Source organism: Methanocalculus chunghsingensis (assembly GCF_018132105.1).
GTDB classification, from domain to species: Archaea; Halobacteriota; Methanomicrobia; order Methanomicrobiales; family Methanocorpusculaceae; genus Methanocalculus; species Methanocalculus chunghsingensis.
Genome location: NZ_JWHL01000012.1, coordinates 1 through 24,961, shown reverse-complemented (window position 1 = coordinate 24,961; position 24,961 = coordinate 1). Strand labels below are relative to the sequence as shown.

27 protein-coding genes, 1 tRNA gene and 1 pseudogene are annotated in these 24,961 nt (G+C 50.9%); 12 read left to right on the top strand and 17 right to left on the bottom strand.

The features are described from left to right. Positions 1–38 precede the first annotated feature (38 nt). The 3 genes from RJ53_RS07935 to RJ53_RS07925 are packed head-to-tail and all read left to right on the top strand — an operon-like array spanning position 39 to position 4,154. Positions 39–725: a hypothetical protein gene (locus RJ53_RS07935; RefSeq protein ID WP_211531091.1), complete on the top strand. Its 687-nt coding sequence runs from the start codon at positions 39–41 to the stop codon at positions 723–725. Further along, positions 722–1,486, top strand: a complete 765-nt coding sequence (locus RJ53_RS07930; RefSeq protein ID WP_211531090.1) for a metallophosphoesterase — start codon at positions 722–724, stop codon at positions 1,484–1,486. The genes RJ53_RS07935 and RJ53_RS07930 overlap by 4 nt, the downstream gene beginning before the upstream one ends. Next, positions 1,422–4,154 carry a DEAD/DEAH box helicase gene (locus RJ53_RS07925; RefSeq protein ID WP_211531089.1) on the top strand — a complete coding sequence of 911 codons (2,733 nt, stop codon included), beginning with the start codon at positions 1,422–1,424 and terminating at the stop codon, positions 4,152–4,154. Before RJ53_RS07930 ends, RJ53_RS07925 begins: the two co-directional genes overlap by 65 nt. A gap of 3 nt (positions 4,155–4,157) precedes the next feature. Here RJ53_RS07925 and RJ53_RS07920 read toward each other — a convergent pair. From RJ53_RS07920 to RJ53_RS07865, 12 genes and pseudogenes are all read right to left on the bottom strand, one after another. Next, positions 4,158–4,712: pseudogene (locus RJ53_RS07920) on the bottom strand (TATA-box-binding protein). Positions 4,713–4,892: 180 nt separating this feature from the next. Beyond that, positions 4,893–5,543 carry a V-type ATP synthase subunit D gene (locus RJ53_RS07915; RefSeq protein ID WP_211531088.1) on the bottom strand — a complete coding sequence of 217 codons (651 nt, stop codon included), beginning with the start codon at positions 5,541–5,543 and terminating at the stop codon, positions 4,893–4,895. Beyond that, a complete protein-coding gene (locus RJ53_RS07910; protein ID WP_211531087.1) occupies positions 5,544–6,941 on the bottom strand; it encodes a V-type ATP synthase subunit B in 1,398 nt (465 codons plus the stop codon). Continuing rightward, a complete protein-coding gene (locus RJ53_RS07905) occupies positions 6,941–8,680 on the bottom strand; it encodes a V-type ATP synthase subunit A (protein WP_211531086.1) in 1,740 nt (579 codons plus the stop codon). Before RJ53_RS07905 ends, RJ53_RS07910 begins: the two co-directional genes overlap by 1 nt. A gap of 3 nt (positions 8,681–8,683) precedes the next feature. After that, positions 8,684–9,004, bottom strand: coding sequence for a V-type ATP synthase subunit F (locus RJ53_RS07900; RefSeq protein WP_211531085.1), 321 nt, complete (start codon positions 9,002–9,004; stop codon positions 8,684–8,686). Next, positions 8,997–10,049 (bottom strand): ATP synthase A1 subunit C, encoded by a 1,053-nt coding sequence (gene ahaC / locus RJ53_RS07895; protein WP_211531084.1) that lies wholly within the window; start codon positions 10,047–10,049, stop codon positions 8,997–8,999. Before ahaC ends, RJ53_RS07900 begins: the two co-directional genes overlap by 8 nt. 1 nt (position 10,050) lies before the next feature. Continuing rightward, on the bottom strand, positions 10,051–10,626 hold the full coding sequence (locus tag RJ53_RS07890; RefSeq protein WP_211531083.1) for a V-type ATP synthase subunit E: 576 nt from the start codon (positions 10,624–10,626) through the stop codon (positions 10,051–10,053). Between the two features lie 87 nt (positions 10,627–10,713). Continuing rightward, the gene (locus RJ53_RS07885) at positions 10,714–10,926 is read right to left on the bottom strand and encodes an ATPase (protein ID WP_246496042.1); all 213 of its coding nucleotides are present in this window, start codon (positions 10,924–10,926) and stop codon (positions 10,714–10,716) included. Positions 10,927–11,078: 152 nt separating this feature from the next. Then, positions 11,079–13,022 carry a V-type ATP synthase subunit I gene (locus tag RJ53_RS07880; RefSeq protein WP_211531082.1) on the bottom strand — a complete coding sequence of 648 codons (1,944 nt, stop codon included), beginning with the start codon at positions 13,020–13,022 and terminating at the stop codon, positions 11,079–11,081. A 9-nt stretch (positions 13,023–13,031) separates the two neighbouring features. Further along, positions 13,032–13,352 carry a V-type ATPase subunit subunit G family protein gene (locus RJ53_RS07875; protein ID WP_211531081.1) on the bottom strand — a complete coding sequence of 107 codons (321 nt, stop codon included), beginning with the start codon at positions 13,350–13,352 and terminating at the stop codon, positions 13,032–13,034. A gap of 16 nt (positions 13,353–13,368) precedes the next feature. Beyond that, positions 13,369–13,554: a hypothetical protein gene (locus tag RJ53_RS07870; RefSeq protein ID WP_211531080.1), complete on the bottom strand. Its 186-nt coding sequence runs from the start codon at positions 13,552–13,554 to the stop codon at positions 13,369–13,371. Positions 13,555–13,725: 171 nt separating this feature from the next. After that, the gene (locus tag RJ53_RS07865) at positions 13,726–14,055 is read right to left on the bottom strand and encodes a hypothetical protein (protein WP_211531079.1); all 330 of its coding nucleotides are present in this window, start codon (positions 14,053–14,055) and stop codon (positions 13,726–13,728) included. Between the two features lie 192 nt (positions 14,056–14,247). Between RJ53_RS07865 and RJ53_RS07860 the strand changes: the two genes are divergently transcribed. The 7 genes from RJ53_RS07860 to RJ53_RS07830 all read left to right on the top strand — a co-directional run bounded on the left by RJ53_RS07860 (position 14,248) and on the right by RJ53_RS07830 (position 21,047). Beyond that, the gene (locus tag RJ53_RS07860; protein WP_211531078.1) at positions 14,248–15,969 is read left to right on the top strand and encodes an AMP-binding protein; all 1,722 of its coding nucleotides are present in this window, start codon (positions 14,248–14,250) and stop codon (positions 15,967–15,969) included. Between the two features lie 121 nt (positions 15,970–16,090). Next, positions 16,091–16,175, top strand: a tRNA-Leu gene (locus tag RJ53_RS07855). A 699-nt stretch (positions 16,176–16,874) separates the two neighbouring features. Next, positions 16,875–17,495 (top strand): SipW-dependent-type signal peptide-containing protein, encoded by a 621-nt coding sequence (locus RJ53_RS07850; protein ID WP_211531077.1) that lies wholly within the window; start codon positions 16,875–16,877, stop codon positions 17,493–17,495. Positions 17,496–17,531: 36 nt separating this feature from the next. Further along, positions 17,532–17,984 (top strand): signal peptidase I, encoded by a 453-nt coding sequence (locus RJ53_RS07845; protein ID WP_211531076.1) that lies wholly within the window; start codon positions 17,532–17,534, stop codon positions 17,982–17,984. Positions 17,985–18,131: 147 nt separating this feature from the next. Further along, entirely contained in the window at positions 18,132–19,112 is a 981-nt protein-coding gene (locus RJ53_RS07840; RefSeq protein WP_211531075.1) for a signal peptidase I, read from the top strand. After that, positions 19,096–20,130: a DUF5305 family protein gene (locus RJ53_RS07835; protein WP_211531074.1), complete on the top strand. Its 1,035-nt coding sequence runs from the start codon at positions 19,096–19,098 to the stop codon at positions 20,128–20,130. Before RJ53_RS07840 ends, RJ53_RS07835 begins: the two co-directional genes overlap by 17 nt. Before the next feature lie 341 nt (positions 20,131–20,471). Next, a complete protein-coding gene (locus RJ53_RS07830; protein WP_211531073.1) occupies positions 20,472–21,047 on the top strand; it encodes a hypothetical protein in 576 nt (191 codons plus the stop codon). Positions 21,048–21,106: 59 nt separating this feature from the next. On the opposite strand, the gene RJ53_RS07825 is transcribed toward RJ53_RS07830, so the two are convergent. Further along, positions 21,107–21,337: a hypothetical protein gene (locus RJ53_RS07825; RefSeq protein ID WP_211531072.1), complete on the bottom strand. Its 231-nt coding sequence runs from the start codon at positions 21,335–21,337 to the stop codon at positions 21,107–21,109. A gap of 66 nt (positions 21,338–21,403) precedes the next feature. Here RJ53_RS07825 and RJ53_RS07820 point away from each other — a divergent pair, with 66 nt between their 5' ends. After that, positions 21,404–22,270 carry a cupin domain-containing protein gene (locus tag RJ53_RS07820; RefSeq protein ID WP_211531071.1) on the top strand — a complete coding sequence of 289 codons (867 nt, stop codon included), beginning with the start codon at positions 21,404–21,406 and terminating at the stop codon, positions 22,268–22,270. A 74-nt stretch (positions 22,271–22,344) separates the two neighbouring features. Here the strand turns inward: RJ53_RS07820 and RJ53_RS07815 are convergent, their stop codons facing one another. The 3 genes from RJ53_RS07815 to RJ53_RS07805 form a co-directional block, all read right to left on the bottom strand. Further along, positions 22,345–22,647 carry a DUF1294 domain-containing protein gene (locus RJ53_RS07815; RefSeq protein ID WP_211531070.1) on the bottom strand — a complete coding sequence of 101 codons (303 nt, stop codon included), beginning with the start codon at positions 22,645–22,647 and terminating at the stop codon, positions 22,345–22,347. 50 nt (positions 22,648–22,697) lie between these two features. Further along, positions 22,698–23,672: a hypothetical protein gene (locus tag RJ53_RS07810; RefSeq protein WP_211531069.1), complete on the bottom strand. Its 975-nt coding sequence runs from the start codon at positions 23,670–23,672 to the stop codon at positions 22,698–22,700. A 71-nt stretch (positions 23,673–23,743) separates the two neighbouring features. Continuing rightward, positions 23,744–23,914: a hypothetical protein gene (locus RJ53_RS07805; protein ID WP_211531068.1), complete on the bottom strand. Its 171-nt coding sequence runs from the start codon at positions 23,912–23,914 to the stop codon at positions 23,744–23,746. A 94-nt stretch (positions 23,915–24,008) separates the two neighbouring features. Between RJ53_RS07805 and hgcC the strand changes: the two genes are divergently transcribed. Further along, positions 24,009–24,317, top strand: coding sequence for an HgcAB-associated protein HgcC (gene hgcC / locus RJ53_RS07800; RefSeq protein WP_211531067.1), 309 nt, complete (start codon positions 24,009–24,011; stop codon positions 24,315–24,317). Here the strand turns inward: hgcC and RJ53_RS07795 are convergent. Continuing rightward, positions 24,262–24,961: RNA-guided endonuclease InsQ/TnpB family protein (locus tag RJ53_RS07795; protein WP_211531066.1), on the bottom strand; the 700-nt coding region annotated here is incomplete at its 5' end. The genes hgcC and RJ53_RS07795 overlap by 56 nt on opposite strands.

Genomic DNA, 24,961 nt, shown 5'->3' with positions numbered 1-24,961 from the left:
CGATACCATGATGTCCGCCAGAAGCTAATATTCAGGTGATGGAACAAGCGGCCGATCCGATCAGCTGGGTCTTTGCAGGGGAATGTCATGAGGCGATCCGGAGGGAGGATCGCTTCATCACCCCGACCGGAGCACACATACGCCGTCTCTTTCTCATCGGTGTTCTGACCGAATTGCACGTACTGAACAGCCGTTCTGTTGAGGGCAGGGTCAGCGACCCGACCGGAGGGATCACGATATCGGTGAACAGATCCTGCCCTCTCGTGGCTGATCATCTCGCATCCACCGATCCCCCGGAATTCATTGCAGTTGCGGGTGAACTTGCACAGAAAGGATCTGATGAGATACGCCTGATCGTTGATGCATGTAGTACCGTAACACGGACTGAACGCGATCGTTTCCTTCATCTCTGCGCGGAAGATACATTATGCCGTCTTGAACAACAAAACAGCCTCTCACCCTCCCAGAGAGAGATCGCCCGGATGGTACAGACCGCTCTTGCGGTGATTAATAATGCAGATGAAGCAGAAGCTCCGGATAGAACCGAAATGATGATCGGGATTGTCTCATCCATCTCAGGGCCAAAAGGGGCGCCACTTGAGGATATTATACATTCTGCAGGAGATGCAGGGATAGGCGAGGATGAGGTGAAGGCGATTCTTACCAGACTTCTCGAAGAAGGGGAGTGCTATATGCCAACAAATGGAATAATCCGTCTCCTATGAAGCCACGGTTCCTCCCCGAGGGGCCTGCAGTTCTGATCAGCCGGAGCCGGTCGATCCTTGTGATAGCAGATATTCATCTCGGTGTAGAGAGCGCATTATCCCGGAAGGGCTGGCATTTTCGGAGCAGAACCGATGATCGCCTCTCCCGGATCATCACCTGTATTGAGAATACAGACCCGGATCTGCTCCTTATCCTTGGAGATCTGAAACACTCTGTCCCGCAGGTGACCTGGCAGGAGGCCCGGGAACTCCCCCATGTCCTGGATACGATACGGAAGAGAGTGGATCTCGTGCTCCTTCCCGGCAACCACGACGTCGGGATCGAGCGGTATCTGGAAGAGGGAGAGCTCCTCCCAAAGAATGGTATCGTCATCGATGGGACAGGCTTTCTTCATGGCCATACATATCCGTCACCCGAGCTCGCAGGCCACCTGATCCTTGCAGGCCACCACCATCCTGTCATCCACCTCTATGATGAGGTCGGCTGCTCTCTACGGGGGAGCCCGGCATACCTTCTCGGCGAGGTCGATGAAGGTATTCTTCAGATCCCGACAGTCGATCACCCGACCCGCCTCCTTCTCGTGCCTGCATTTTATGAGTATGCAGGGGGTATTGACATCAGGACGATCCCGGAGAGCGGGATATCCCCCCTCGCCAAGAGTATCAGAATAGAAACTGCGGAGGTATTTCTCTCAGATGGAACCTATATCGACACCCTCGGAGCCCTCAGATCCGAGTGTGATCCTGGATCAGCTGGATGAGAGGGTACAGCAGACCCTTCGAAGACGGGGTTTTTCTGATCTATCAGAGATTCAGCTCAGGGCAATCCCCCCGCTCCTGAGAAAAGAACACCAGATACTGATAGCACCGACCGGAACAGGGAAGACAGAGAGTGCGATGCTCCCGGTCTTCCATGCCATCCTGAAAGAAGGGAAATCCGGAGGCTTTCAGGCACTCTATATCACACCCCTCCGATCCTTAAATCGTGATATGCTCTCACGCCTCCGATGGTGGTGTGGTGAGCTCGGCCTCTCTGTCGGTGTCCGGCACGGAGATACAACAATGGCAGAGCGGCGCAAGCAAGCCCTCCACCCTCCGAATCTCCTGATTACAACGCCAGAGACGATCCAGTCGATGCTGATGGGATCACGGCTCAGGAAGCACCTTGCCAATGTCAGGTATGTCGTGGTTGATGAGATTCATGAGCTTGCGGATGGAAAACGTGGTGCACAGCTCTCGGTCGCACTCGAACGCATTGTGGAGTATGCAGGTGAGTTTCAGAGGATTGGAATATCCGCAACTGTCGGAAACCCAATGGTCGTCGGGAACTTTCTCTGTGGCACCAGGCCGTTTGGTATTGTTGAAGTCCCGGTTGCAAGCAGGCTCTCTCTTTCAGTTCGCTTCGGCGGCGAGCGGTTCGACTCTCAGGTGAAGCTGATTGAGGAGAGCATCAACGCACATCTTGCCAGCCTCATCTTCGTCAATACACGTTCGGTCGCCGAAGCGATAGGCCACCACCTCATCGGGCGGGGGGATATCGAGATCCATCATGGCTCACTCTCCAAAGAGGTAAGGATTGATGCAGAGGAGCGGTTTGCAAAGGGGGAGATCCGTGGCCTCGTCTGCACAAGCTCAATGGAACTTGGGATCGATATCGGCCATATCGGTCATGTCGTCCAGTTTGGATCCCCGCGTGAGGTCGCCCGGCTGATACAGCGGGTCGGCCGGGCAGGACACCGTCTTGATCAGATCTCACGGGGGACAATCATCGCAACCGGATTTGATGATCTCCTCGAGTCGCTTGTCATTGCACGCCGGGCGCTCAGGAACAGGACCGAGCCGATTACCCCGCCACGCTGTTCTGCCGATGTGATGGCAAACCAGGTTGCCGCTATTGCAGTTGAACGTGGCGAGGTTGAGACAGAAACAATACGACACATCCTCAACCGGGCATTCTCTTTCTTCGGATGTGATGATCTCCTTGATACATGCATCAGCCAGATGGAGGAACACCGGCTGATCCGCCGGGATGGAGATCGGGTGATCATGACCGGTCGCGCCCGGAAGTATCTATCCACGAACCTCTCGATGATTGTTGATGAGAGGAAGTTTCCGATTATCGATTATGTGACACGACGAATAATCGGGACCCTTGATGAGTCTTTTGTCATTGGCTGGATCCATATCGGGGCTGTATTTATTACACGGGGCCGTCTCTGGCGGGTTCTTGAGATCGAGGACGAGAAGATCACCGTCGAACCTGCACCAAAGAGTGTCGGAGAGCTTCCTTCGTGGGAGGGGGAACAGATCCCGGTACCGTTTGAGGTTGCAGAAGAGGTCGGCCAGCTGAGAAGGGTTCGGAATTTCACCGAATACGGTGCAGATGAACCATCTGTTGATTATATCAGAAGAGTTCTCGGCGAGATGGAGAAGAACAGGACACCCGTTCCAACAGACAGACTGGTGATGGTTGAGCATACGAAGGAGGGGGTGATCATCAACATCTGTGGCGGCCATAAGGCGAACGAGGCACTCGGCCGGGCTTTATCCATCCTGATATCCGCCAGGTTCGGAACAAGTGTCGGAATTGAGATTAATGCCTACCGGATCTTTCTCCGACTCCCAAGGAGTGTCGGGGCGCGTGAGATAAGAGATCTCCTTCACTCTCTTGAAAGCGAGCATATCGAGGCGATCCTCAGAATCGCAATGAAAAGGACTGCTCTGTATAAATGGAAGCTTGTGGCGGTTGCAAAAAAGTTTGGTGCCATCGATGCCGATGCGGATTATGAAAAGATCAGCCTCTATCGTCTCAGCGAACATTTCGACGATACGATCGTTTCCCAGGAGGTATACCGGGAGCTCTTCAGCAGGTATATGGATGTCAGGGCAGCTGGGGATCTGATATCCAGAATCAGAAAGAACGAGATCGAGGTCCGGATCGGCCCCCTCTCGATCATTGGATCTGAAGGGCTCTTTACATCACAGGATCTCATCACACCAGCTGAAGGCGACCAGGCGATCATCGGTGCAGTGAAACGCCGGCTCGATGCACAGGAGATCATCCTCGCCTGCATGCATTGCAAGGAATGGAAACAGAGGACCACCCTCTCCAGAGCCCCGGATCAGCCTGAGTGCCCGAAGTGCGGGGCTCGTCTTATTGCTGCTCTCAAACCGTATGAGGAAGAGAATTACCGGATCATCCGAAAGAAGAAGAAATCGGCTGAGGAGAAGGAGATAGAAGCGAAGATGCTCCGGTCAGCGAATATCGTTCTTTCAAGTGGAAAGAAGGCGATGATTGCCCTTGCGGGCAGGGGTGTTGGTCCCGAGGTGGCATCGCGCATCCTCGCAACCCATACGACCGGGGATGCCTTTTATAAGGAGATCCTCAAGGCCGAGAAGAAGTTCATCACCACTCACCGGTTCTGGTAATAATCAGAGGATATCTGCCAGATGCTGTTCAAGGACACCAAGACCGGCCCTGACATCATTGAGGTTCTTTCCACCCGTCAGAATGATCTTTCCTGATGAGAAGAGGAGTGCGACGATCTTTGGATCTGCAATCCGGTACACAAGTCCCGGAAACTGTTCCGGCTCATACTCAATATTCTCAAGCTGCAGGGTGATGACAACTTTATTCAGATTGATTGATTTTCCCATATCATAGGAACAGACGATATTTGTGACATTGACATCAGGGACCTCATGCGTCACGACACCGGCATCCTTCAGTGATGACATGATGATCTCAAGACCACGATCCATGTCCTATTCATTCTTAATCCCGGTGAGAACAACTTTTCCTGATGAGAAGATCAGTGATGCCATCTTCGGATCCTTGATCCGATAGACCGCCCCTGGAAATCTCTTCGTATTGAGCTCACACCCCTCGATATGTTCGGCAATTGCCAGGAGATCGATCGAATCGGCGATGACACCGGAAGCGACGATATTTTCGATCTTTAATGAGTCGTACTGTTGATCTGCCATCCTCGTATAATTGAAGCCTTTCAGACCATAATGGTGATGGAGAAGATTTATGGTATCAGCGTCTTCGTGGCTGGCAGATGCCGGGTATCAGGGTATAGCGGGAATGTTCGATCGATCCGGACTTCCAGAAAAGAGATGTCAATGGGGGCTGTGATGAGCGGATATCCGGTTTTGAGAGGGTTACCATCCCTCAGGTTCAATAACTTTCTTCCTTTCGATGATCTTCTTCATCTTCTTGAGCCGGTAGAGGTCTTCACGTTCACGTTCCTCGATTGCGATCTTAATGAACTTCGCCTGTTTTTTGAGTTCAGGGATCATAATCTGCTCAAGGGCATTGACTCTTCTCCTGTTCTTCTGGATCTCCTCACCAAGTCTTCGTAGTGCGGTTTCAGTCTCTGCCAGTTCGATGATGAGATCAAGTTCTGCCTCAAAATGATCTGCGACCTCATCAATCCTGCCACTTACCCCAAGGATACCGTACCCCCGTTCAAATGTCGTCTTTGAAAACCTTCGTTTCTCAATGACCGGTACAGGAACGCCCATGATATTCTTTCCCGAGATATCAAGGAGGATGCCGCTCCGTGTCGCAAGGGCAGCAGATTTGAGAGCTACCGAATCATCGACGGCATGTGCAAGGTGCAGCGAATGCCTGGCGGCCTCATCCACCTTCTCAAGCATCTTCCTCGACTCTGATACACCACGCATAATCTGAAAGAACTCCGCAATCAAGGCATCCATCTTCTGCCGGAGGAGATCCTTTCCCTGCTCTGCACGTTTGATCTGTGTCTTTATTCTGATGAGTTCCATCCTCGTCGGATGAATCTGCTCCATCTATCCCACCTCTCTGTAGGCGGGATGATACTTCCTGATATAATCTATGGGAATCCTCTTCAGCTCCTCCTCAGGCAGTATCGTGAGAAGATCCCATCCTGTCTCAAGCGTCTCTTCGATGGATCGATCCTCGTCACCCTGGCTGATGAACCGCTTCTCAAACGCATCGGCAAGGGTGAGGTACATCCTGTCCAGTTCGGTCAGTGCCTCCTCGCCGACGATGGCGACCAGTCTCCTGAGATCCCTCCCATAGGCATATGAGGCGTAGAGCTGATCTGCAACATTGCGGTGATCCTCACGTGTCTTCCCCTCTCCTATCCCCGAGTTCATCAGACGGGAGAGACAGGGGAGAATATCAATCGGTGGATTACCACCTCTCCGGAAGAGATCGCGGGAGAGGACGATCTGGCCTTCGGTGATATACCCTGTCAGATCAGGGACAGGGTGGGTGATATCATCATCCGGCATCGTCAGGATGGGGATCTGGGTTATTGATCCCTTCCTGCCCTTGATCTTTCCTGCCCTCTCATAAATCGAGGAGAGGTCTGTATACATATAGCCTGGATAGCCCCTCCGGCCGGGCACCTCCTCGCGGGCAGTCGATATCTCCCTGAGGGCCTCGCAATAGTTGATCATATCGGTCAGAATGACCAGGACATGGAGGCCTTGTGTATATGCAAGATATTCTGCAACAGTCAGGGCACATCGTGGTGTCGCAAGACGCTCGATGATCGGATCATCAGTCAGGTTCATAAAGATGACAGCACGCCCCAGTGCACCGGTCTTCTCAAATGCCTTCATGAAGAATGACGCTTCCTTGAAGGTGATACCCATCGCCGCAAAGACGACAGCGAACTCTTCACCCTCGCCAAGCACCCGTGCCTGTCTGCCTATCTGGGCGGCCAGTTTGTTTGCAGGAAGGCCGGCTCCGGAGAAGATCGGGAGTTTCTGCCCACGGACAAGCGTATTTAAACCATCAATCGCAGATATGCCGGTCTGAATGAAATCAGATGGCTTATCCCGTGCAACCGGGTTGATCGGCATACCATTGACATCAAGGCTTACCTCTTCAATCACCCCGGGACCTCCGTCACGCGGGTGTCCTATCCCATTAAAGATCCTCCCCGTCATTTCAGGGGAGAGCTTCATGAGGAGCGGCTCACCAGTGAATCTCACCTTTGTTCTGAAATTGTCAATACCACTCGTCCCTTCAAAGACCTGAACGACAGCAACATCCTTTGATATTTCCAGGACCTGTCCCGATCGCTCCTCTCCATTCGGGAGAGTGATACGTACAATCTCATTGTAGGAGACGTTTTTTACATTTCTGATGAATATAAGCGGACCTGAGACATAGCTGATCGATGTGTACTCCCTGGTAACGAGATCTCCGGCCATCACTCTTCCTCCAGCAGTTCTGAGATTCCCTGCCCGATCTCTTCAATAAGGTCCTTCAGACTGTCGGCATCTGACCGTTCTTTCATTCTTCCTATATCCTTCTTGACCTGGAGTTTCAGGATTCCCTCGATTGGGACTCCCATATTCATGGCACGGAGTGACCGTTCATGAAAAGAAAGGATAACCCGAAGCATCCAGTACTGTTTCTCAAGTGAGCAGAACGAATCAATATCATGAAATGCACTTTGCTGCAGGTAATCCTCCCGTATCATCCGGGTAACCTCCAGTATGATCTTCTCACTATCCGGAAGTGCATCCGGGCCGACGAGCTGAACAATCTCCTGGAGTTCAACCTCCTTCTGAAGGAGATACATTGCCCTGTCACGGATCTCGCGCCAGTCCTCTGCCACATGCTCAGAGAACCATTCTCCAATTGTGTCAAGATAGAGTGAATAGCTCTTGATCCAGTTGACCGACGGATAGTGACGCCGGTACGCAAGATTTGTATCAAGCGCCCAGAATGTTCCCGCAACGCGGAGTGTGTTCTGGGTTATCGGCTCTGAAAAATCTCCCCCTGGCGGAGATACAGCACCGATGATGGTGACGGAGCCGATCCGCTCACCCGATCCGGCACAGATGACCCTGCCCGCCCGCTCATAAAAGGCAGCCAGCCGGGTTGCCAGATACGCAGGATAGCCCTCTTCTCCCGGCATCTCCTCAAGCCTTCCTGAGATCTCACGGAGCGCTTCGCCCCACCGCGATGTCGAGTCTGCCATGAGGGCGACATCATACCCCATATCACGATAGTATTCAGCGATGGTGATACCGGTATAGATGGATGCTTCCCTGGCGGCAACAGGCATATTGGATGTATTGGCGATGAGGACCGTCCGCTCGATGAGAGGGAGGCCGGTCCTTGGATCGATCAGTTCAGGAAACTCATAGAGGACATCGGTCATCTCGTTTCCCCGCTCGCCGCAGCCAATGTAGACGACGACCTGTGTATCAGACCATTTTGCAAGCGTCTGCTCGGCAACGGTCTTCCCGGTTCCAAAGCCACCCGGTATCATTGCTGTACCGCCTTTCGCAACCGGGAAGAAGGTATCAAAGATTCGCTGGCCGGTGATGAGGAGTGTGTCGGGATCGAGTTTCTTCCGGAACGGGCGTGGTTTCCGTGCGGGCCATATCTGCATAAGTGGAATCTCAAGACCGTTATCCAGAATACAGACCGGCTCAGAGACGGTGAATGACCCCTCATGGATCTCTTTGATGGTCCCTGCTGCAGATGGGGGTACCATCACCCGGTGTTCGAGGTAAAACTCTGAGACTGTTCCGATGACGTCACCTGCCGCTACCTTCTGGCCGGGGACAGCGGATGGATGAAACTCCCATCCTCTGGAGAGATCAAGAGCTGGCGGGAAGACCCCCCGCGAGATGAAATCTCCGCTCATCTCATAGAGATTTGGAAGAGGGCGCTGGATACCATCGTAAATCGATGATAAAAGGCCCGGTCCAAGCGCCACAGAGTACGGTGATCCGGTACTTGCCACTCTCTCTCCGACCCTGAGACCCGATGTATCCTCATATACCTGGATGACAGCTTCATTGCGGTCAAGGCGAATGATCTCTCCAAACAGTTCGTCCTTACCAACACGGACAACCTCATACATCTGTGATCCACGCAGCCCGTCTGCTGTCACAACAGGGCCTGAGATCCTTGAAATAACCCCTTCTGTCATCGTTTACTGCCTCACCACAATGTTATAGCCGATAGCCTTCCGGAGAAGCCTCTCGATATAATTTTCCTGCCCCACTGCTCTTTTTCCTGAAGGAATGGGGATAACGATCGGCCGGTAGGTCTTTTCGACCCGCTCCATGATCCTCCCATCCAGCTCAGCGATAAAATCTTCATTCATGGCGATAATTCCGGTATCATCCCTGTACAGGAGTGATGAGAGGAGAGCAGAGGCTTCTTTGGGATCGATGAGCTCTATCACCTCGAGACCGGCAAGCCGAAATCCGATAGCCGTCTCGGGATCGGTGACGACCATACATTTATACATACGATAATGCCCTCCGCATTTCAGTTTCAGGGACATCGCCGATGATCGAATGGGCGATAATTCTGAGGTTGGTCACCTCATTCTGCTTCGCCCAGATATAGGCGACGGGAATTGCGATGCTCAGGGGTTCCCTGAGGAAGTTTTTACAGCCTTTCTCAATCATAAACCGCTCAAGCTCCCGCTCCATCACCGAGATTCTTCCTGCGGATATGCATTCGGGCTGGATGTCACCAAGAAAGCCATAGGGCGTTGTACTCAGCTCCTTTACAACATCTTCCATGTTTCCCAATGATGCAAGGTCAAAGAGTCGCTCAATACTGAGATACCGCCCTCCATCGATGAGAAAATCGCGTATCTCATCTCCATGCATTCTCTCCCTGAGGATCCGGAGGAGTGTTCTGATATTTGTGATATCGATCTCGGTTGTGATCATCTCCAAAATGATCTGCTGATCATAGATCTCAGGATTATCGAGGAGAGAGAGGGCATGCTCGTAATAGTACCGATCAAGAGGAAGTTCGAGTACAGAGAGATCCCTGCTATCAAGATACGCCGGCAGATTGCGGGTGAGGGGACGGGAATAGTCAATCCTCCATGTTGCCAGAAGATCGATGATACCCCGAATATCAGGCTGTTTTGAGAGTTCGAGGAGGGCAGCCATGTCCAGGTCGCCCGCCGGTACGAGGCAGTCACGGATCTCGTTTGTCGGGGCATTGATCTTCTTCCCACGGAGCAGGGTCTTGATATTCTGGATATCCCATCTGTTGAGGATAATACGGATATAGATCTCTTCCCTCTCCCCGGCAAAGAGGGAGAGTACTTTCTGAAATGCCCGGATAAGATCCCGTCTCAGGGCAACCTCAATTCGTTCCAGGCCGGAGAATTCAATTCCAGCCTTCTGGAGCTCTTCACGATACGCAGTATCTTCAAGTGCAGAAATGAAAGCATCAAGATCAGGCTTATTGGTGAGATCATTAAGTTCATGGGTAGTGAGGAGGCGGCTCTTCATTCCCTTGACCCGGGCGTTCACATATCCGTACTCCATCCTAACCACCGTTGAGAATCCGAAAGACTTCAGACCTGAGGACCTCTTTTGATCGCTGCAGTCTGGATTCGAGGGTATTCTGAACAGTCAGGAATCCATCTGAGGAGCGTGCAATAACACCACCCATACATGAGATGTCAGGAATAAGAGTGATTTCAAGGCCATGATATGCGACAATACCCTTGCAGAGCTCGAGATCCCGTTCATCGACGTGAAGGGTGAACGCCCCCTCCATCTCCCCGGAGAGGCCGGTTATAACCTTATCGAGAAATGTCCGGTACCGGGGATCATCCCTGATGGTCTCCAGTTTTTTCTCTGCTTCATTGAAGGTCTTCTGGAAGACGTCGTCCTTTGTGCGGAGAATGTCAAGCTTGTTTCTCTCTCTGGCGGTAAGGATTGCAGATCGCTCCAAAGCTATTGCTCTTTCTGCGGCTGCATAATGCTGATCGCGTACCTTCTCCCCTTCTGCTCTCGCTTCTTCCCTGATCCTCTCTGCCAGACTCCCGGTTGTTTGTTGTATCTCTCGAATCTTCTCCTCTGCACTCAGTTCAACCGTTTCAATCAGGTGCTCATACATACAGTCACATCCTCCTCCACCAGGCACAGGCGAACAGATCCCCCTTCCTCCTTTACAGAGGGGAGAGGGTATGCAATGATACACCGATTATATCATGACCAGGATCATTGCAGCAATCACAAACCCAAGGATAGCAATCGTCTCGGGAATCGCAAGGAATATCAGCATATACCCGAATGTCTCGGGCCGTTCTGCTACTGTTCCTGCTCCTGCAGAGCCTATTCGTGCCATCGCAATTCCAGCCCCGAGTGCTCCGAGGCCAAACGCGATTGCCGCTCCGATTGGTATAAACCAGTCCATATCCACTACCTGCATGTAACGCCGGTTACCGGCGTATATTCTCCTTTCCATGGCCGTTATGATGCCTTCTCTCTCCGGTGACCGGCCACACCGGAAGAGTGATCTCTGTCATATCATGTCACCAACCCCGAATTCCTTATTTGCTGATGCTCTCATCTCTGATCCCTCCTCCCAAAGGGTTTATAGATCTTCCCTCCCCCCTCCATGAACTTTGGACTGAACTCAACGATATGCAGACGAAACGAATGAAGCGAGCCGATGAACATCTTCAGTCCGATATTGAGAAGATGAATAATGGATGCAACCAGAACTCCCACCAGGGCGACCTCCATCGTCCCCCCCAGCTCATTTGCAACAAGGGCAAGGATGACCGAAGCCGTTCCTATTGCCATGATGCGTGCGTAGGAGAGGATATTTCCCACCATACTGATGACCTCGAGGCTCGCAATGAACCCTCCTCCATAAATGATCAGGGCAAGAGCGATGACCATCATAAGAATGCCGGGATAGAGGACGACACCTGGAAGTATCTGGGTTGCAGCCCCGAGGAGGATGAGAATGCTGATGATAACCACGATCATCCCGACCTTCTCGCAGATATGCTTCCTGCATTCACAGAGATACTTTGTACATTGCATCTTTGTCCTCTGGTTGACGATACCGATGAAGAGTCCAAGGAGGACATGGAAGAACCCGATTGCGATCGCGAGGACAAGCATCGGCACCATTGCATCAATCCGGTGCCATGTCACCCCCATTATCTCCATCGGATGGAGCCAGCCCATCTGCTCTCCAAAGTCGCCAAAGAACTCCCCGAAGATATACCCGAAGATGATCGTCGGAAAGGCGGCGATGATCATCAGGTTCATCAGGGGTTTCAGCCAGTCGATTTCGGGAAACTTCTTCTTCATGATGAGTGCAAACGAAAGAATCACCAGGCCGTATCCGATATCCCCAACGATAAGCCCAAAAAAGATCGGAAAGAAGATGGCGAGCAGCGGGGCTGGATCAACCTCATTGTACTTTGGAGAGGTGATCAGCCGTACCAGATACTCAAACGGCTTGATGAACTCATGGCTGTCATAGAATGTAGGGGCCTCATCCATCGAGTCCGGGGTTTCCAGAAGCTCATTAATGATGACCGCCTCCCCATACTCCTTCTGGAGAAGCTCGCGGGTACGGGGGAGATATTTTTTCGGTATCCAGCCAAGAACGATGAAGGTGTAGTCTGTCCGTGCGAATTTATTATACTCCTTCAGTTCCTCAAACCGGTCTGCAAGCAGTTGTCTGAGAACCGTCAGTTCATCATGCCAGGCCGATGAGATTTCGGTAAGCTCTTCATCGATAGAACGGGCTTCAAGCATTGCCTCTTTCTTCTTCTCGGCATTGAGCCTGAGAACTTCAGCAAGTGGGCGGCCCATATACTGGGCTGGGAGCCGGAGCTCATTGACATTCTGGGTATAGATGAACGAGTGAACCTGCTCTGAGTATTTTCGGCTAAAGATGGCGACGGTTGCAATGCTCTTCTCATCGACTGCTGCAGATATCAGCTCACACTGGTTATTTGTGATATCCATAAGAGCATCTCTGATCACCGGAAGAGCATGCTCAAACTCTCTCTCTATCAGGATGATGGTGATTTCAAATCTCTCAAGTGCCGGGATCTGGCTTTCTATTGGAAGAATCTTCTCGATGACGCCCTGATACCGGGTGAGGTTTGCGATGGTAAATTCCAGATCGCTCTTTCGTGTTATGAGGGTCTTTGTCTTCACCTCAAGGTTAGATAGTGCATCCGATGCCCGGTTCAGGATAGCTTCATGCCCTTCTGCCCGAAGCGACTGCATCAGCTCTTTCTGTTTCCCGGTGTCAGACGGAGTCTTTGGAAATATGAGCTGGATACCCTCAATCTTTGAGATTAACCCGGAGAGGGTATCACTCTCCCCGACCTCGATTTTGTTGAGTATTGCATCTCCGACAGAGATCTCTTTAGAATAGTCTTCCAGATGAATGGTGCCTGCAGTATAGAGGGTATCTACGATACGGTGGAGATCTTTTGCAGGTCCGATGACCTGTACTTTCACCATTCTCTGAAGCATATTCCCAGCTCATCCGGATAGTACTTCCTGTATAATCATCTCAACAGCACGAGGGAGGTTCTCCTCCCAGCTCTTCTGCAGATCGTTCTTCTTCTCAATAGTCTCCTGATTCAGAACCTCAATCTCGGACTGAATAGCCTGCATCTCAGCGTTATAATAGTTTCTGGCCGCCTCCTTCCCCTCGGCATCGAAACGCTCAATAATCTCCCCGGCTTCCTGCTGTGCCTCTTCTATCAGTACATCGGATTGGGACCGGATCTCTTCAACTCGTGCACTGATTTCAAGTTCCTTCTCCCGTATCTTCTGCAATATTGACTGTTCAGGGGACATGAGATGCCATCCGGGGTTATAGTCCATGACTGGATCGCAACAGTGTGGTCAGGCCATGCGATGGAGCCCGTGGTGAGGAACGCTTCTTTGGTCTCTTTGTCGCCTCCTCAATCCTGTCATTGCACCGTGCCATGGCTACAAGTTTTAATCGTTCGATCGCACGTGATTCGCCACCACAACCAAATTCTGATGCCCGATGCATAGTGGAGCAGATCCTTTATTGCCATGTCTGACTGTATATACGGGATAATATACAGCCGGTTATTTATAACTATCTCAAAATGAAAATAAAAAGCTGGAGAGGGATTTGGTAAGATATCCCCCCCGATGTGAACTACCCCCCGCTTGCGCAGGGGGCTTCTCGCATGTGGAGTTAAACATGCGAGGAGAGGAGCCGTGCAATCTCTTCAACAGCAGCCTTCTCCTGCATCCTGCCATCAGAGACGAATCTCCCTGTCCGGATGATGATGCCAACATCATGGCATGTCAGCATAGAGAAGGAGTACTGTTCCCAGGTGGTACGATCGATATAGATCCAGAGATCACCAAGCATCCTGCGGATATACTGGATATCCTCCTCAGAGAGCGAACGCCACTCCTGTGCGATGCTATTGCGTATGATCGCCATAGCCTCCTCGACGCTCTTCTCCTTCTTCAGTTGAAATACCCTCCGTCCGATCTCTCCCCTGGCAACATCCGGCATACAATCTCCTCGACACTTCGGGTATATCATAGTATTGTTATTCAGGTGCATATTTATTTAATAATTGAAATAATTATCATTTTTCACTCCATCGTATCAGATGACGAGGGAAAGCCCGTATACAGGAAGGAGGGCGGCTCATACGCATTCCGAATTGCATAAATCGGATGAAAGACTAATCTCCGATGTTGTATGATCGCAAGAGATAGTGCCATCCGGGTATATGAGGACGCCGGGGATGATTTCAGGATCGATCTTCCTGAATTTTTTAACTTCGCCTTTGATGTCGTTGATGCATGGGCCGAGAAGGATAGAAACAAGCTTGCTCTCATATGGGTGAACCAGAAGGGAGAAGAGAAGAAGTACAGTTTCTGGGATCTGAAGACCCTCTCAAATGAAGCGGCAAATATTCTCCTGAAGTTCGGGATCAATAAAGGTGACCGTGTCTTTGTGATGCTTCCGCGTATCCCTGAGTGGTGGATACTGACACTTGCCCTGATGAAGCTCGGGGCGGTCTTTGCTCCTTCTCCGACGATGCTGACAACAAAGGACATCATCTATCGGATTAATGAAGGTGACTTCAAGATGGTCATCACCGATATGGAGAATGCACCGAAGTTTGAGGGGTTGCAGGACTCATGCCCGTCACTTGTTCAGAAGATGGTCGTTGATGGAGAGCGGGAGGACTGGATCAGCTATCCGTTCGAACTGGCATACCCTGCTCCCGTTGCACGGACGCTTGTTCACTTCAGGAGTCTCAGGAGGACGAAACCGACCGATCCACTCCTGATCTTCTTCACCTCGGGAACGACCGGGGAGGCAAAGATGGTGCTGCATGAACAGAGCTATGCCCTCGGCCATATCATTACGGCACGGTTCTGGCATGATCTTAAGGAGAATGATCTCCACTTCACCGTCTCGGATACCGGGTGGGCAAAAGCGGCATGGGGGAAGTACTTCGGCCAGTGGATCTGCGGTTCCGCCATCTTCGTCTATGATATCCGCGGGCGGTTCAAGGCGACCGAGCTCCTCCCCCTGATCGAGCGGTATGGGATTACCACCTTCTGTGCCCCACCGACCATCTACCGGATGCTGATCATCGCTGACCTCCGGAAGTTTGACTTCTCTGAGCTCCGCCACTGCTGTTCCGCAGGGGAGCCGCTCAACCCTGAGGTCATCCGTATCTGGAGAGAGGGAACAGGCCTTGATATTTATGAAGGATACGGCCAGACCGAGACGGTCTGTTGTATCGCGACCTTCCCAGGGATGAAATGCAAGTACGGCTCGATGGGGAAGCCGTCGCCCGGCTGGCAGATTGAACTGCATGATGAGGAGGGGAAACCGGTTCCTGATGGCGAGGCGGGCAGGATTGCGATCAGCCTCAACCCCCGGCCGGTCGGCCTCTTCCGGGAGTATCTCTATAATCCGGAGGCAAATGCAGAGTCTTTCGTTAATGGGTTCTACTACACAGGCGATAAGGCATACAAGGATGATGACGGATATCTCTGGTTCGTCGGCCGGGATGATGATGTGATCAAGAGCTCCGGCTACCGGATCGGCCCCTTCGAGGTTGAGTCAGCACTCCTTGAGCACCCGGCGGTTCAGGAAGCGGCGGTCATCGGAACACCGGATATGATCCGGGGGATGGTGGTGAAGGCATTCATCGTCCTCCATGAGAAATGCACGCCGTCAGAGAAGCTGATCAAGGAGATCCAGAACTATGTGAAGCAGACGACCGCCCCGTATAAGTATCCGCGGTCGATTGAGTTTGTATCTGATCTTCCAAAGACGATCTCAGGAAAGATCAAGCGGGCAGAGCTTCGGGAACGAGAGATGGCAAGGGCTGCGGGCCAGAACGGGGATGATGATGGCTCTGGCAGCAGGAAAGCTCCGAAGGGACCAGTTGAAGAGTAGACGAATGAGAACGTGACGAACGGGGTACCCCCCTTCCATCCATCACCTTTCTTCACCGGTTTTTCCGAATCGAAGTGGACATATTTATACCTCAGAAGAGCAAAGAGTAAAGAGCATAGGCGCGAGGGTTGCCGAGCCAGGTCAAAGGCGATAGGTTCAGGGCCTATTCTTGTAGGAGTTCGCCGGTTCGAATCCGGTCCCTCGCATTCTTGTTTTCATCAGGATTGCATGACGCATTTATTTCTGTATACATTCATTAAGAGCATAAACAGATATATCGACGAGATGCGACTCATCTTAACAAAGAACATCAGAATGGTCTTCATGAATGAAAAACATCTCCTTGCTGTGAAGTGAGAATCGGATGGTTGTGGCCCTCACTCGCCACCGCCGATGTTGATGTGGGGAAGCCGGGAGAATAGTCATGAAAAATAGACCCCCTGCCGCACCTTCGCGGCATACTTTTATAATAATGTTTTTATAAAAATATTTGAGGCATATGAATTGTTTTTTCTGCAAAAGACTGTATATAAACATTGCCCTCTTTGAGTGACACAGTAATCGTGAAAACGTGTCTCATCTCCCCTTTTTCCAAGGTTTATTTAATATATATTATAAATATGAAATCTATAATAATTAATTTTTGTATGCACTATTTAAGGATTCTTAATTATCCAATTGACGAATAAGCCTCCGATGGTTAAAATAAACCATATAAATATATTTAAATACTTATATTTATTATTGGTGATTGTAGGGTTTGCATCAGCACACTGCACATGAGCCACTCATGAGTACACTGTATCGTTCTGGTCATTCATGCCAGAACACCGGATACCACGTCCTCAACGAAACACCCGTTCCCCGCAGGCCTTGCATGAAATGAATTACGGAGAGTTGAAAAAATGAAAGGATATCTTATGAGTATTCTGATCATCGGCATCGCCCTCGGCGGCGTCGGGCTCGGGACATTCGCATGGTTTAGCGACACAGAGACCGTTCCTAACAATGTCATTACGACAGGGAATGTCGATTTAGGCGTTTTAACTTTTGATACAAACGGCACTGCTGGGCCATTAAAAACATCGGACACACTTCGTCCCGGAGTGCCTGAGACAATGGGGTATGTTTTCATCTGGAATAATGGAAGTGTTGACCTATTCTTTAAAGCACATCTACTTCCGACTGCAGGAGATCTGAATCTCGGTCAAATGACATTTACAACAACCACCTATAAAGGTGATGGTTCAGAAATATCCGGATTCTCGCTTCCAGATGGAGCTATAACTGGTTGGGGTGAAGAGGGAAAAGTACAGACTTTCAGATGGGCAGATATCAGTGATGCCGGGACGACTTTGCTGAATGCAACCGAAAATAATCACCCCATGGAAAGTGGTTTTTACCAGTACTTCAAGGTTGATGTCACGTTGGACAATGATGCAGGTAATCAGTATGCTGGCAAATCAAGAACACTTAGTATGATCTTTAACGCCATGCAGACAGATAATCCGAACTGGGGCATGTAGACATCTCATATCTGGATGACACTTAATGGGATGCAGATGAGAAAAAGCGAATACGCAGCCTTCATAGCAACTGCTGCTGTTATCGCTCTCCTCTTCTGCACCCCGTTGAACATGGCAGGGGTCATCGGCACCAGTATGGAGCCGACCATCACACAAAACGATCTCGTGGTGATCGCTCCCCTGGCTGCCGGAGAACCCGCTGTTGGTGACATCATCGCGTTCAGACCGCAGGAAGGGGTGAGTGTGCCTATAGCACACAGGATCGTCTCGATCGAGGATGACGGAACGATCCGGACCAGGGGCGACAATCTTGCAGCCACCGACCCGTATCATATCAGGCCGGACCAGATTGCAGGCAGAGTCGTCCTGATCATCCCTTATGCGGGGGCAGCGATGCATATCGTTACCTCCCTTGCCGGGTACCTGGCACTCGTCCTGATACCCGGCCTTCTGCTTATCGCCCTTGAGATCCAGAGGATGCGAAGGTGAGCACAATAAATATAAAAACAAAAATTATATAATTCTTCAGTTCGTATCACTTTTCATTCGATCCTTTGTCATTGAGAATGCGGTTCAACCAAGAGACGAAGAGATCGGGTTCATCATGTACGACACTTGAGAAGGCGGGATTGAAGAATGAACAGGAAAGAGCGGGTACAACAGGTCATCGTTATCATCATCGCCATCATCGTTGGCAGTGCTCTTGTTGCCGGAGTCATGATGGAGATCAAACCGATGATCGTCCTCTCGGGGAGTATGGAGCCGGTGATGCTCACGGGGGATGTCATACTTGTTGCACCCCTGGATCCTGAGCTGATCGAACCCGGCGATATCATCTCATTTCAGATTCCTTCAGCACAGGAGCGGGTCGTCGTCACCCACCGGGTTCTTGAAATAGATCCGGAAAACCGGGAGTTCGTCACAAAGGGTGATGCGAATAATGCTATCGATGCCAATCCCTTCTCATATGATGATGTTGTCGGAAAAGCGGTCTTCCTCATTCCCCTGATCGGGTACACGAATGAAGCACGCCGTGAAGTGACCCTCTTCTTTGTGATCCTGCCTGCAATCGCCCTTCTTCTCTCAGAACTGCGGACCGTCAATACCGATCCCCGGCAGCTCATGCGTCAGGAGAGAGAGAAGAAGAACAGGAGGCGTTCCCTGTATACGATCAATGGACAACGTCTGCTGCTTCTTGGCCTCCTCGTCCTGGCACCATTCTGGATCATCGCCCTCCCTTCGCTCGCCGGAATGGCTGGAGAGTATACACCCGCAGAGGGTATGGTGACAATAAAGGGGCAGAACCTGATACCGGAGGTCTATCTGTTGCCTTCATCTTCAGCAGAGCCGGAATACGGGATTATTGGACCCGGCGAAGAGGTAGTGGGCATAGCATCAGGTTCATCCGAACCACTCCGGATCATCCGGGCCCCCTATATCCTTCCGGTCTTCTGGTTCCTGATGCTCGCAGATCTCCACCCCTATCTCCCTTCATTATTCATCGCTGTAGTCCCAGGCATGATCATCATCATTCTCCTTCACCCCATCTGGCTGCGGGAGAAGTACCCCTCCTCAAAGAAGAAACGGAGACCGAAAAACCATGGCTTTAACACGTAATAAGATCAGGTATTACATCTCTGCGTATAGCGCCGTCATTATGCTGATATTGGTACCGGCTATCGTAATATCGGGAATTGGCGTCTATAATACGATGTTCGTCGTACAGTACCAGGAGATCAGATATGAAGAACCCCTCTATACGCTGAATGGATCGTACAGCAATAGCGCCATCGTCATGATGGAAAATCCCCTCTGGCCGGTTGGAACAACCCTCTCAGATCAGAAGACATACTTCTATGCGGCATCTCCTGTACTCACATCCACATTCAGGTTTGAAGCTCTGGCCCGTGATGTGAATCTACGAATATCGACAGTGACCAAAGCCACCCTTGCCATGACCGCTGGCGGCGGATCACCCTTCTGGAAGAAGGATCTGATCATCTCCGAAGATACAGCACAACTGAACTCTGATTCCTTTGAAAAGACGATCTCATTGAATATCAAGGATCTGGGTGACGAAATCTCAGCCATCTCCGGTGTCCTGAATTTACGACAGGGCACCCCCTCTGCTGAGATTGTGACGACAGTCATCTATACCGGCACCCTGAATGGAGAGGAGATCACGGGAATAAGTACATATTCCCTGCCGGTTGAGCTGGGAAGCGGCTACTACTCAGTTGCAGGAGATACTGTTCAGAGTGAGACCGTGACGACGCCCAGGATGCGGCTCGTCCGGAAGGAACCGCCTGTCATCGAGAAATATTTACTTACAGCAGGCTTTCTGATTCTGGTGGCAATCCTTATCTTCGTTCTTATCACCACAATCTCGGTTCGCAGGCAGGGGGGCATTGATCCGGAGGCGCTGAAACGGGAGGATATCCGGATCGAGTATAAAGACTGGATCAGCAGCGGCCGCTATACGGGGCTGAGGAATACCGACATGATCGAGTTTGCATCACTTGAAGATCTCGTTGCTGCGGCGGTCGATATGAACCAGCGTGTCATCTATGATGAGAATAGCGGGATCTACTTCTTCGTTGTCAATGAGCTGATGTATCGGTATTCGGAAAACTGATACCGGGGGTATTCCCCCTTATTCATCTTGCGAGTTTTCCCTCTTCTGCCCCTCACCCCAGAAAATACATCAGAATGGCCCTTGGTATAATTGTCTCACAACATAACGATAGATTAATCGTCAGTTACATCATCAATTCATTATACATAAAAATAATAAAGGGATACCTGAAGGAAGCGGTGCACCAGTAAAAAGCCGGAATATTGAAGGACGATGCTCTCACTGCCTGATATCACTCAGGCGGATATCCTTTATCGGCTATAATTGTGAAACGCCTTCCTTCACCATGAATGGAAAGGAAATGTATCTTTTAATGAATTGAAGAAACGGAGAAACTATTGATGAGAAATCGAATCATTATCGCATCTATCCTGATAATCGCACTCGCCATGATTGCGGTGCTACCCGCAGCGGCGCTATCGTCCATTCCCACCCTCCCCTGCGAGATCTCCGGCACCGTCACCATCAACGGCGAACCCGCACCCCCCGGTGCAATCGTCACTGCATTCGTCGCTGGGAACGAGGTTGCCCGGATCATCGTCAGGGAGCCAGGGATGATCGGTGGTTCCGGACCCTTTGATGAAAGACTCATTATCCAGCAATCGGCATATGGAGAAGAGAGAGAGATTCAGCCCGGAGCGGAGATTGCCTTCTTCATCCACGGGTATCCCGCTGACGAAACGGCCCGTTTCGGGAGTGGGGAGAGTCTCCGGATATCCATCACCCAGACAGCGCTGAAAGGGGATCTGAATGGCAACGGCAGGGTGGATATCGGGGATGTTTCACGGGTAGCGTACATGTCAGTTGGGCTTGTTGAAGAAGAGCTTCGTGGAGATTTCTCCTATGATGGCAGGGTACAGGCAGCAGATGCCGCCCGGATCGCATATTTCTATGTCGGGAAGATCCCGGCACTCTGATTTTTTTATTATACCGAATGTATCGCCCATCATCCCCAAAACTCCGGGATCTCCGCCCTCTACTTTGCCTTCTTCTCTGATCCAACCATCTCCCTGTACGCGGCGATGGCAAACTTCTCCAGCCGGTCGATCCGCTTCTCCTGCTTTTTGACCATCTCCCGCAACTCCTGGATCTCCCTCTGTACTTCCTCTTCGCTCATCCTACCAACTCTGTATATCATCTGCTCCGCAGCCTTATTGATGCTCACCCCGGAGAGTCGGTTTCCATCTCCCCCCACCCCGGCATCCAAGCCTGATGCATGAGCAGATGCTGAAAATAACAATATGTTTAATCCAATCAGTCCGTAACTAATAATATGCACAAATGCATTCTGATTCTTATTATACCACTCCTCCTCTCGGCCGGGTGCCTCACGGCAGCTCCGCCCGAAGAGGAAGGGGGAGCGGAGATACTGGTGATTGAACCCCGGAACCCCTTCCCCATCTTTGAAGGGCAGGGCCTCTATTCCCACCTTATCACCATCGATACACCCATCCCCCCGATGAGCTACAACCTTGGCCAGGTCACTATCAGTCCGGGGAATGCAACCGATCCCCACCGCCTCCTCGGCACCAGTGAACTCGTCTATGTGATCGACGGGATAGCCGGGATACATTGCGACGAGACGATTGTTACTGCTGAAAAAGGGGAACTCATCCTCCTGCCGGAGGGTGTCCTCCAGTCGATTCTCAGCGTTGGTGAGACCGATCTCCGGTACCTATCAGCTAACCAGCCACACTACCGGGACGCCATCGATATCCGGGGCGATGACCTCGCATCCTATGAGATGATGACAAGTCAAACGCCGATAGTGATCGCCAACCCCGAGGAAGGGATCGAATGGGACTACGAGACAGGGACGATGATCTACACCCTCATCAACCCGGTCCTGATGCCAGAGCTGGAGATTCCAATCGATTACAGCGTCGCCTATGCCGAACTTCTGCCGAGTGGAAAAATCATCAATAACCGGCTGACAGGTGCAGCCGATCTCATTTATGTCATTCATGGGGAGGTGGATTTCATCACACCTGAAGGGGCAGAGATCACCGTCCGGGCAGGAGATGCCGCGTACTTCCCTCCAGGCCAGGCAAAGGAGATACGGAACTCGGGGGATACACCCGCATCACTCCTGAGTATCGTCGATCCGGCATGGCAACCTGAGTTCTTCGAAACCGGGTGAATACAGGAGAGGTCAAAAAAAGCGAATCTGATGGTGCAACATTCACCCTTTCCCCCTATTTTCCAACGTGACCATCAGATCCGAATTACCTGTAATGTAGACAGGAGATAGTACCCGATAAGCCCGAGATGGATTGCAAGGAAGAGGTAGACGAGCTTGAATTTGATCTTCTGCGTCTTATGCCGGAGGAACTTCATCGCTGCCATCGCGCCAAACGGGCCGATCATGGCATACAGCAGAAGCCGCTTCTCGCTCGTCCTCCATTGATTCGTCTTGGAGTTTGCCTTATCGTCGGCAAACGTCAGGAAAGAGAAGAAATTCAGAACCAGGTAGAGTGCTCCATGAATGAGGAGATCCTGTGGAAGAGGTACTGTCATATGGAATTATTGGCTCTCTTCAGAAATAAGGGGAGATGATGGAACATCCCTCAGGGCTTCTGCCCCATTGCCTTCCCCAGCCTGATCCTCCGATCCGGGCCGGTGAGGATCTTCGCTTTCTGCAGCTCATGGACGATCATCTGCGTTACCTGCGGATCGAGATCAATTGAGAACCCATCTTCTTCTCCTCCAGGCGGATGAGAGTAATCCTTCATCTCACGAATGAGTTCATCAATCGAGATGGATCCCGCCCTGCCAATAACCTCGACCATTGCATTGAGCACGTTCCGCTTTGTCTGGTAGTTCTCATAAAACTGATCGAATGAATCCAGATCGACATCCATCTCCTCCAGATCATCGATGATAGAGTCATGAGGGTCACAAAAATAGAGGCGCGGGTCGGTGACAACAACGCATTCCGGTTCGATATAGTAATGGGTCGAGAAGACCGGGTTATATGCCGATCCCGACTCCCTGAATGCAATTTCTTCTGAGAGTGACCTTATCTCATAGAGGAGAGAGCCGGGATCCCCGATCTCCCGCTTCAACAGAAAGCCATCAGGGGTCTCTTCGACGAGATCATTATCCTTCATGATGATCGTTATCGAAACCCAGGTGTCATCGTAGGTATCATGATCAGAATCGTCATTATGCATCGCCTGAACCCTCCCGAGGAGGGAGAGGAGGCCCTGACGTGCCTCTTCATGTGTGTAGATCAGATCACCCGGTTTTTTGCCGTCAAGGAGGAGATGGAGTTTTTTTGAAATCCGGATCATCAGATCGCGCTGAAATGCATACGTTCCGGGGAGTGCCGGACCGGACCCCTCCGGATCAGTATTGGACTCCTCCATGGCGAGATCAGAAAACCAGGCGATGAACCCGCCAATACTGCAGGTGACAAGCTCTTCTGAAAAAGCCGTGCTCCGGTATATCTTCTTCCCTGCTGCACCGAGATCACGCAGATGCTTCAAAATGAGATCTGCTTCTTCCTCAGAGTTGAAGATGAGCGATTCTTCGAGGATCATACACCATATTTGGCAGATGATACGATGAACTTCACCATTCTGTTGTAGAGGATCAAAAACGAAAGGCTTGATCAGATCTGGATATCCAGACCCTCATGGAGAATGGCATCCGTGCCATCAGCGGAATGGCGCTCCCCCATCTCCCGATCAGAGAAGTCATCTCTTCCATTCTTCCTGATCCATGCCCTCTCCTGTCCTGAGTGGAATACTGCGTCTGCACTGCTGAATACACCCTGATCCATATGGGTTTCTTACAGATCCAAAAATTACTGATTTTTCTGATTTTTCAGAAAAATAAGAAATCATTATATCGTCGTCCACCAGAGATGATCATCTATGAAGATGGAAGAAGCGTGCTCATCCTGCACGGATAACGAGAGACCCTGCTCCTGTTCTGTTGAGGGGATCGTCACCATCGACGCACGTGGCCAGATCGTCCTTCCAAAAGAGGTTCGGGACCGTGCAGGCTTCACTCCGGGTGAGCGGCTGATGGTCATGCTCTCAGAGAAGGAGGGAGATGTCTGTTGCATCACGCTTGTCAAGAAGAAGTACCTTGACCGGATGGCATCTGCATTCATGGAGCCATTTGTCAACTACCCACGACTGAAGTCGTGGGCTTGCCCTTCCATCTTCCTGACCGTTTAGGTTCAGGACGGAGTGCGATAGGCTGGTTGACATCAGCCCTTGATGCAATGTTTTTTGCGGCATTGATATCCGCATTATCCGTATATCCACATTTGATACAGATGAAGTCAGACTGGGTTTTCCGGTTTTCCCTGCTCGTATATCCACAATGAGAACATTGTTGGGATGTATATTGGGGATCAACGAGGTAGACCGGGATACCAGCCATATGTGCTTTATATCGTATGTACATTGCTATCTCATAAAACGCCCATTTACCGATTGCCGCTGCTAATGCCTTATAACCGGGTGTCCGATCACGGATACCTGTCAGATCTTCCAACGCGATACCGGATTGTGTGCCTTTGGCTTCAGCGACAATTAGTTTGCTGATACAGTGGTTTGTATCATTCTTGAATCGGCGTTCTTTTCCACTGAGTTTTTTGAGATGTTTTTTTGCGTCCCATGTACCAACGGATTGAAGATCCGCTTTAATACGGGTGTATCTCTTTCTGGATTCAGTACATTTCTGCCCGGAGAAGGTTTCACCTTTCGATGTTGTTGCGATATTGGCGATACCGAGATCGACTCCGATGATCTCCTCAGGTTCAATCTGTGGTTCTTCAGGTACGTCTACCACGATAAGGAGATAAAACTGGTTTTTG

Excerpts from the sequence above, each read along its gene's own strand:
- RJ53_RS07935 (WP_211531091.1), top strand. The coding sequence starts at position 39 with ATGGAACAAGCGGCCGATCCGATCAGCTGGGTCTTTGCAGGGGAATGT.
- RJ53_RS07930 (WP_211531090.1), top strand. The coding sequence starts at position 722 with ATGAAGCCACGGTTCCTCCCCGAGGGGCCTGCAGTTCTGATCAGCCGG.
- RJ53_RS07925 (WP_211531089.1), top strand. The coding sequence starts at position 1,422 with ATGGAACCTATATCGACACCCTCGGAGCCCTCAGATCCGAGTGTGATC.
- RJ53_RS07915 (WP_211531088.1), bottom strand. The coding sequence starts at position 5,543 with ATGGAGCAGATTCATCCGACGAGGATGGAACTCATCAGAATAAAGACA.
- RJ53_RS07910 (WP_211531087.1), bottom strand. The coding sequence starts at position 6,941 with ATGGCCGGAGATCTCGTTACCAGGGAGTACACATCGATCAGCTATGTC.
- RJ53_RS07905 (WP_211531086.1), bottom strand. The coding sequence starts at position 8,680 with ATGACAGAAGGGGTTATTTCAAGGATCTCAGGCCCTGTTGTGACAGCA.
- RJ53_RS07900 (WP_211531085.1), bottom strand. The coding sequence starts at position 9,004 with ATGTATAAATGTATGGTCGTCACCGATCCCGAGACGGCTATCGGATTT.
- ahaC (WP_211531084.1), bottom strand. The coding sequence starts at position 10,049 with ATGGAGTACGGATATGTGAACGCCCGGGTCAAGGGAATGAAGAGCCGC.
- RJ53_RS07890 (WP_211531083.1), bottom strand. The coding sequence starts at position 10,626 with ATGTATGAGCACCTGATTGAAACGGTTGAACTGAGTGCAGAGGAGAAG.
- RJ53_RS07885 (WP_246496042.1), bottom strand. The coding sequence starts at position 10,926 with ATGGACTGGTTTATACCAATCGGAGCGGCAATCGCGTTTGGCCTCGGA.
- RJ53_RS07880 (WP_211531082.1), bottom strand. The coding sequence starts at position 13,022 with ATGCTTCAGAGAATGGTGAAAGTACAGGTCATCGGACCTGCAAAAGAT.
- RJ53_RS07875 (WP_211531081.1), bottom strand. The coding sequence starts at position 13,352 with ATGTCCCCTGAACAGTCAATATTGCAGAAGATACGGGAGAAGGAACTT.
- RJ53_RS07870 (WP_211531080.1), bottom strand. The coding sequence starts at position 13,554 with ATGCATCGGGCATCAGAATTTGGTTGTGGTGGCGAATCACGTGCGATC.
- RJ53_RS07865 (WP_211531079.1), bottom strand. The coding sequence starts at position 14,055 with ATGCCGGATGTTGCCAGGGGAGAGATCGGACGGAGGGTATTTCAACTG.
- RJ53_RS07860 (WP_211531078.1), top strand. The coding sequence starts at position 14,248 with ATGATCGCAAGAGATAGTGCCATCCGGGTATATGAGGACGCCGGGGAT.
- RJ53_RS07850 (WP_211531077.1), top strand. The coding sequence starts at position 16,875 with ATGAAAGGATATCTTATGAGTATTCTGATCATCGGCATCGCCCTCGGC.
- RJ53_RS07845 (WP_211531076.1), top strand. The coding sequence starts at position 17,532 with ATGAGAAAAAGCGAATACGCAGCCTTCATAGCAACTGCTGCTGTTATC.
- RJ53_RS07840 (WP_211531075.1), top strand. The coding sequence starts at position 18,132 with ATGAACAGGAAAGAGCGGGTACAACAGGTCATCGTTATCATCATCGCC.
- RJ53_RS07835 (WP_211531074.1), top strand. The coding sequence starts at position 19,096 with ATGGCTTTAACACGTAATAAGATCAGGTATTACATCTCTGCGTATAGC.
- RJ53_RS07830 (WP_211531073.1), top strand. The coding sequence starts at position 20,472 with ATGAGAAATCGAATCATTATCGCATCTATCCTGATAATCGCACTCGCC.
- RJ53_RS07820 (WP_211531071.1), top strand. The coding sequence starts at position 21,404 with ATGCACAAATGCATTCTGATTCTTATTATACCACTCCTCCTCTCGGCC.
- RJ53_RS07815 (WP_211531070.1), bottom strand. The coding sequence starts at position 22,647 with ATGACAGTACCTCTTCCACAGGATCTCCTCATTCATGGAGCACTCTAC.
- RJ53_RS07810 (WP_211531069.1), bottom strand. The coding sequence starts at position 23,672 with ATGATCCTCGAAGAATCGCTCATCTTCAACTCTGAGGAAGAAGCAGAT.
- RJ53_RS07805 (WP_211531068.1), bottom strand. The coding sequence starts at position 23,914 with ATGGATCAGGGTGTATTCAGCAGTGCAGACGCAGTATTCCACTCAGGA.
- hgcC (WP_211531067.1), top strand. The coding sequence starts at position 24,009 with ATGAAGATGGAAGAAGCGTGCTCATCCTGCACGGATAACGAGAGACCC.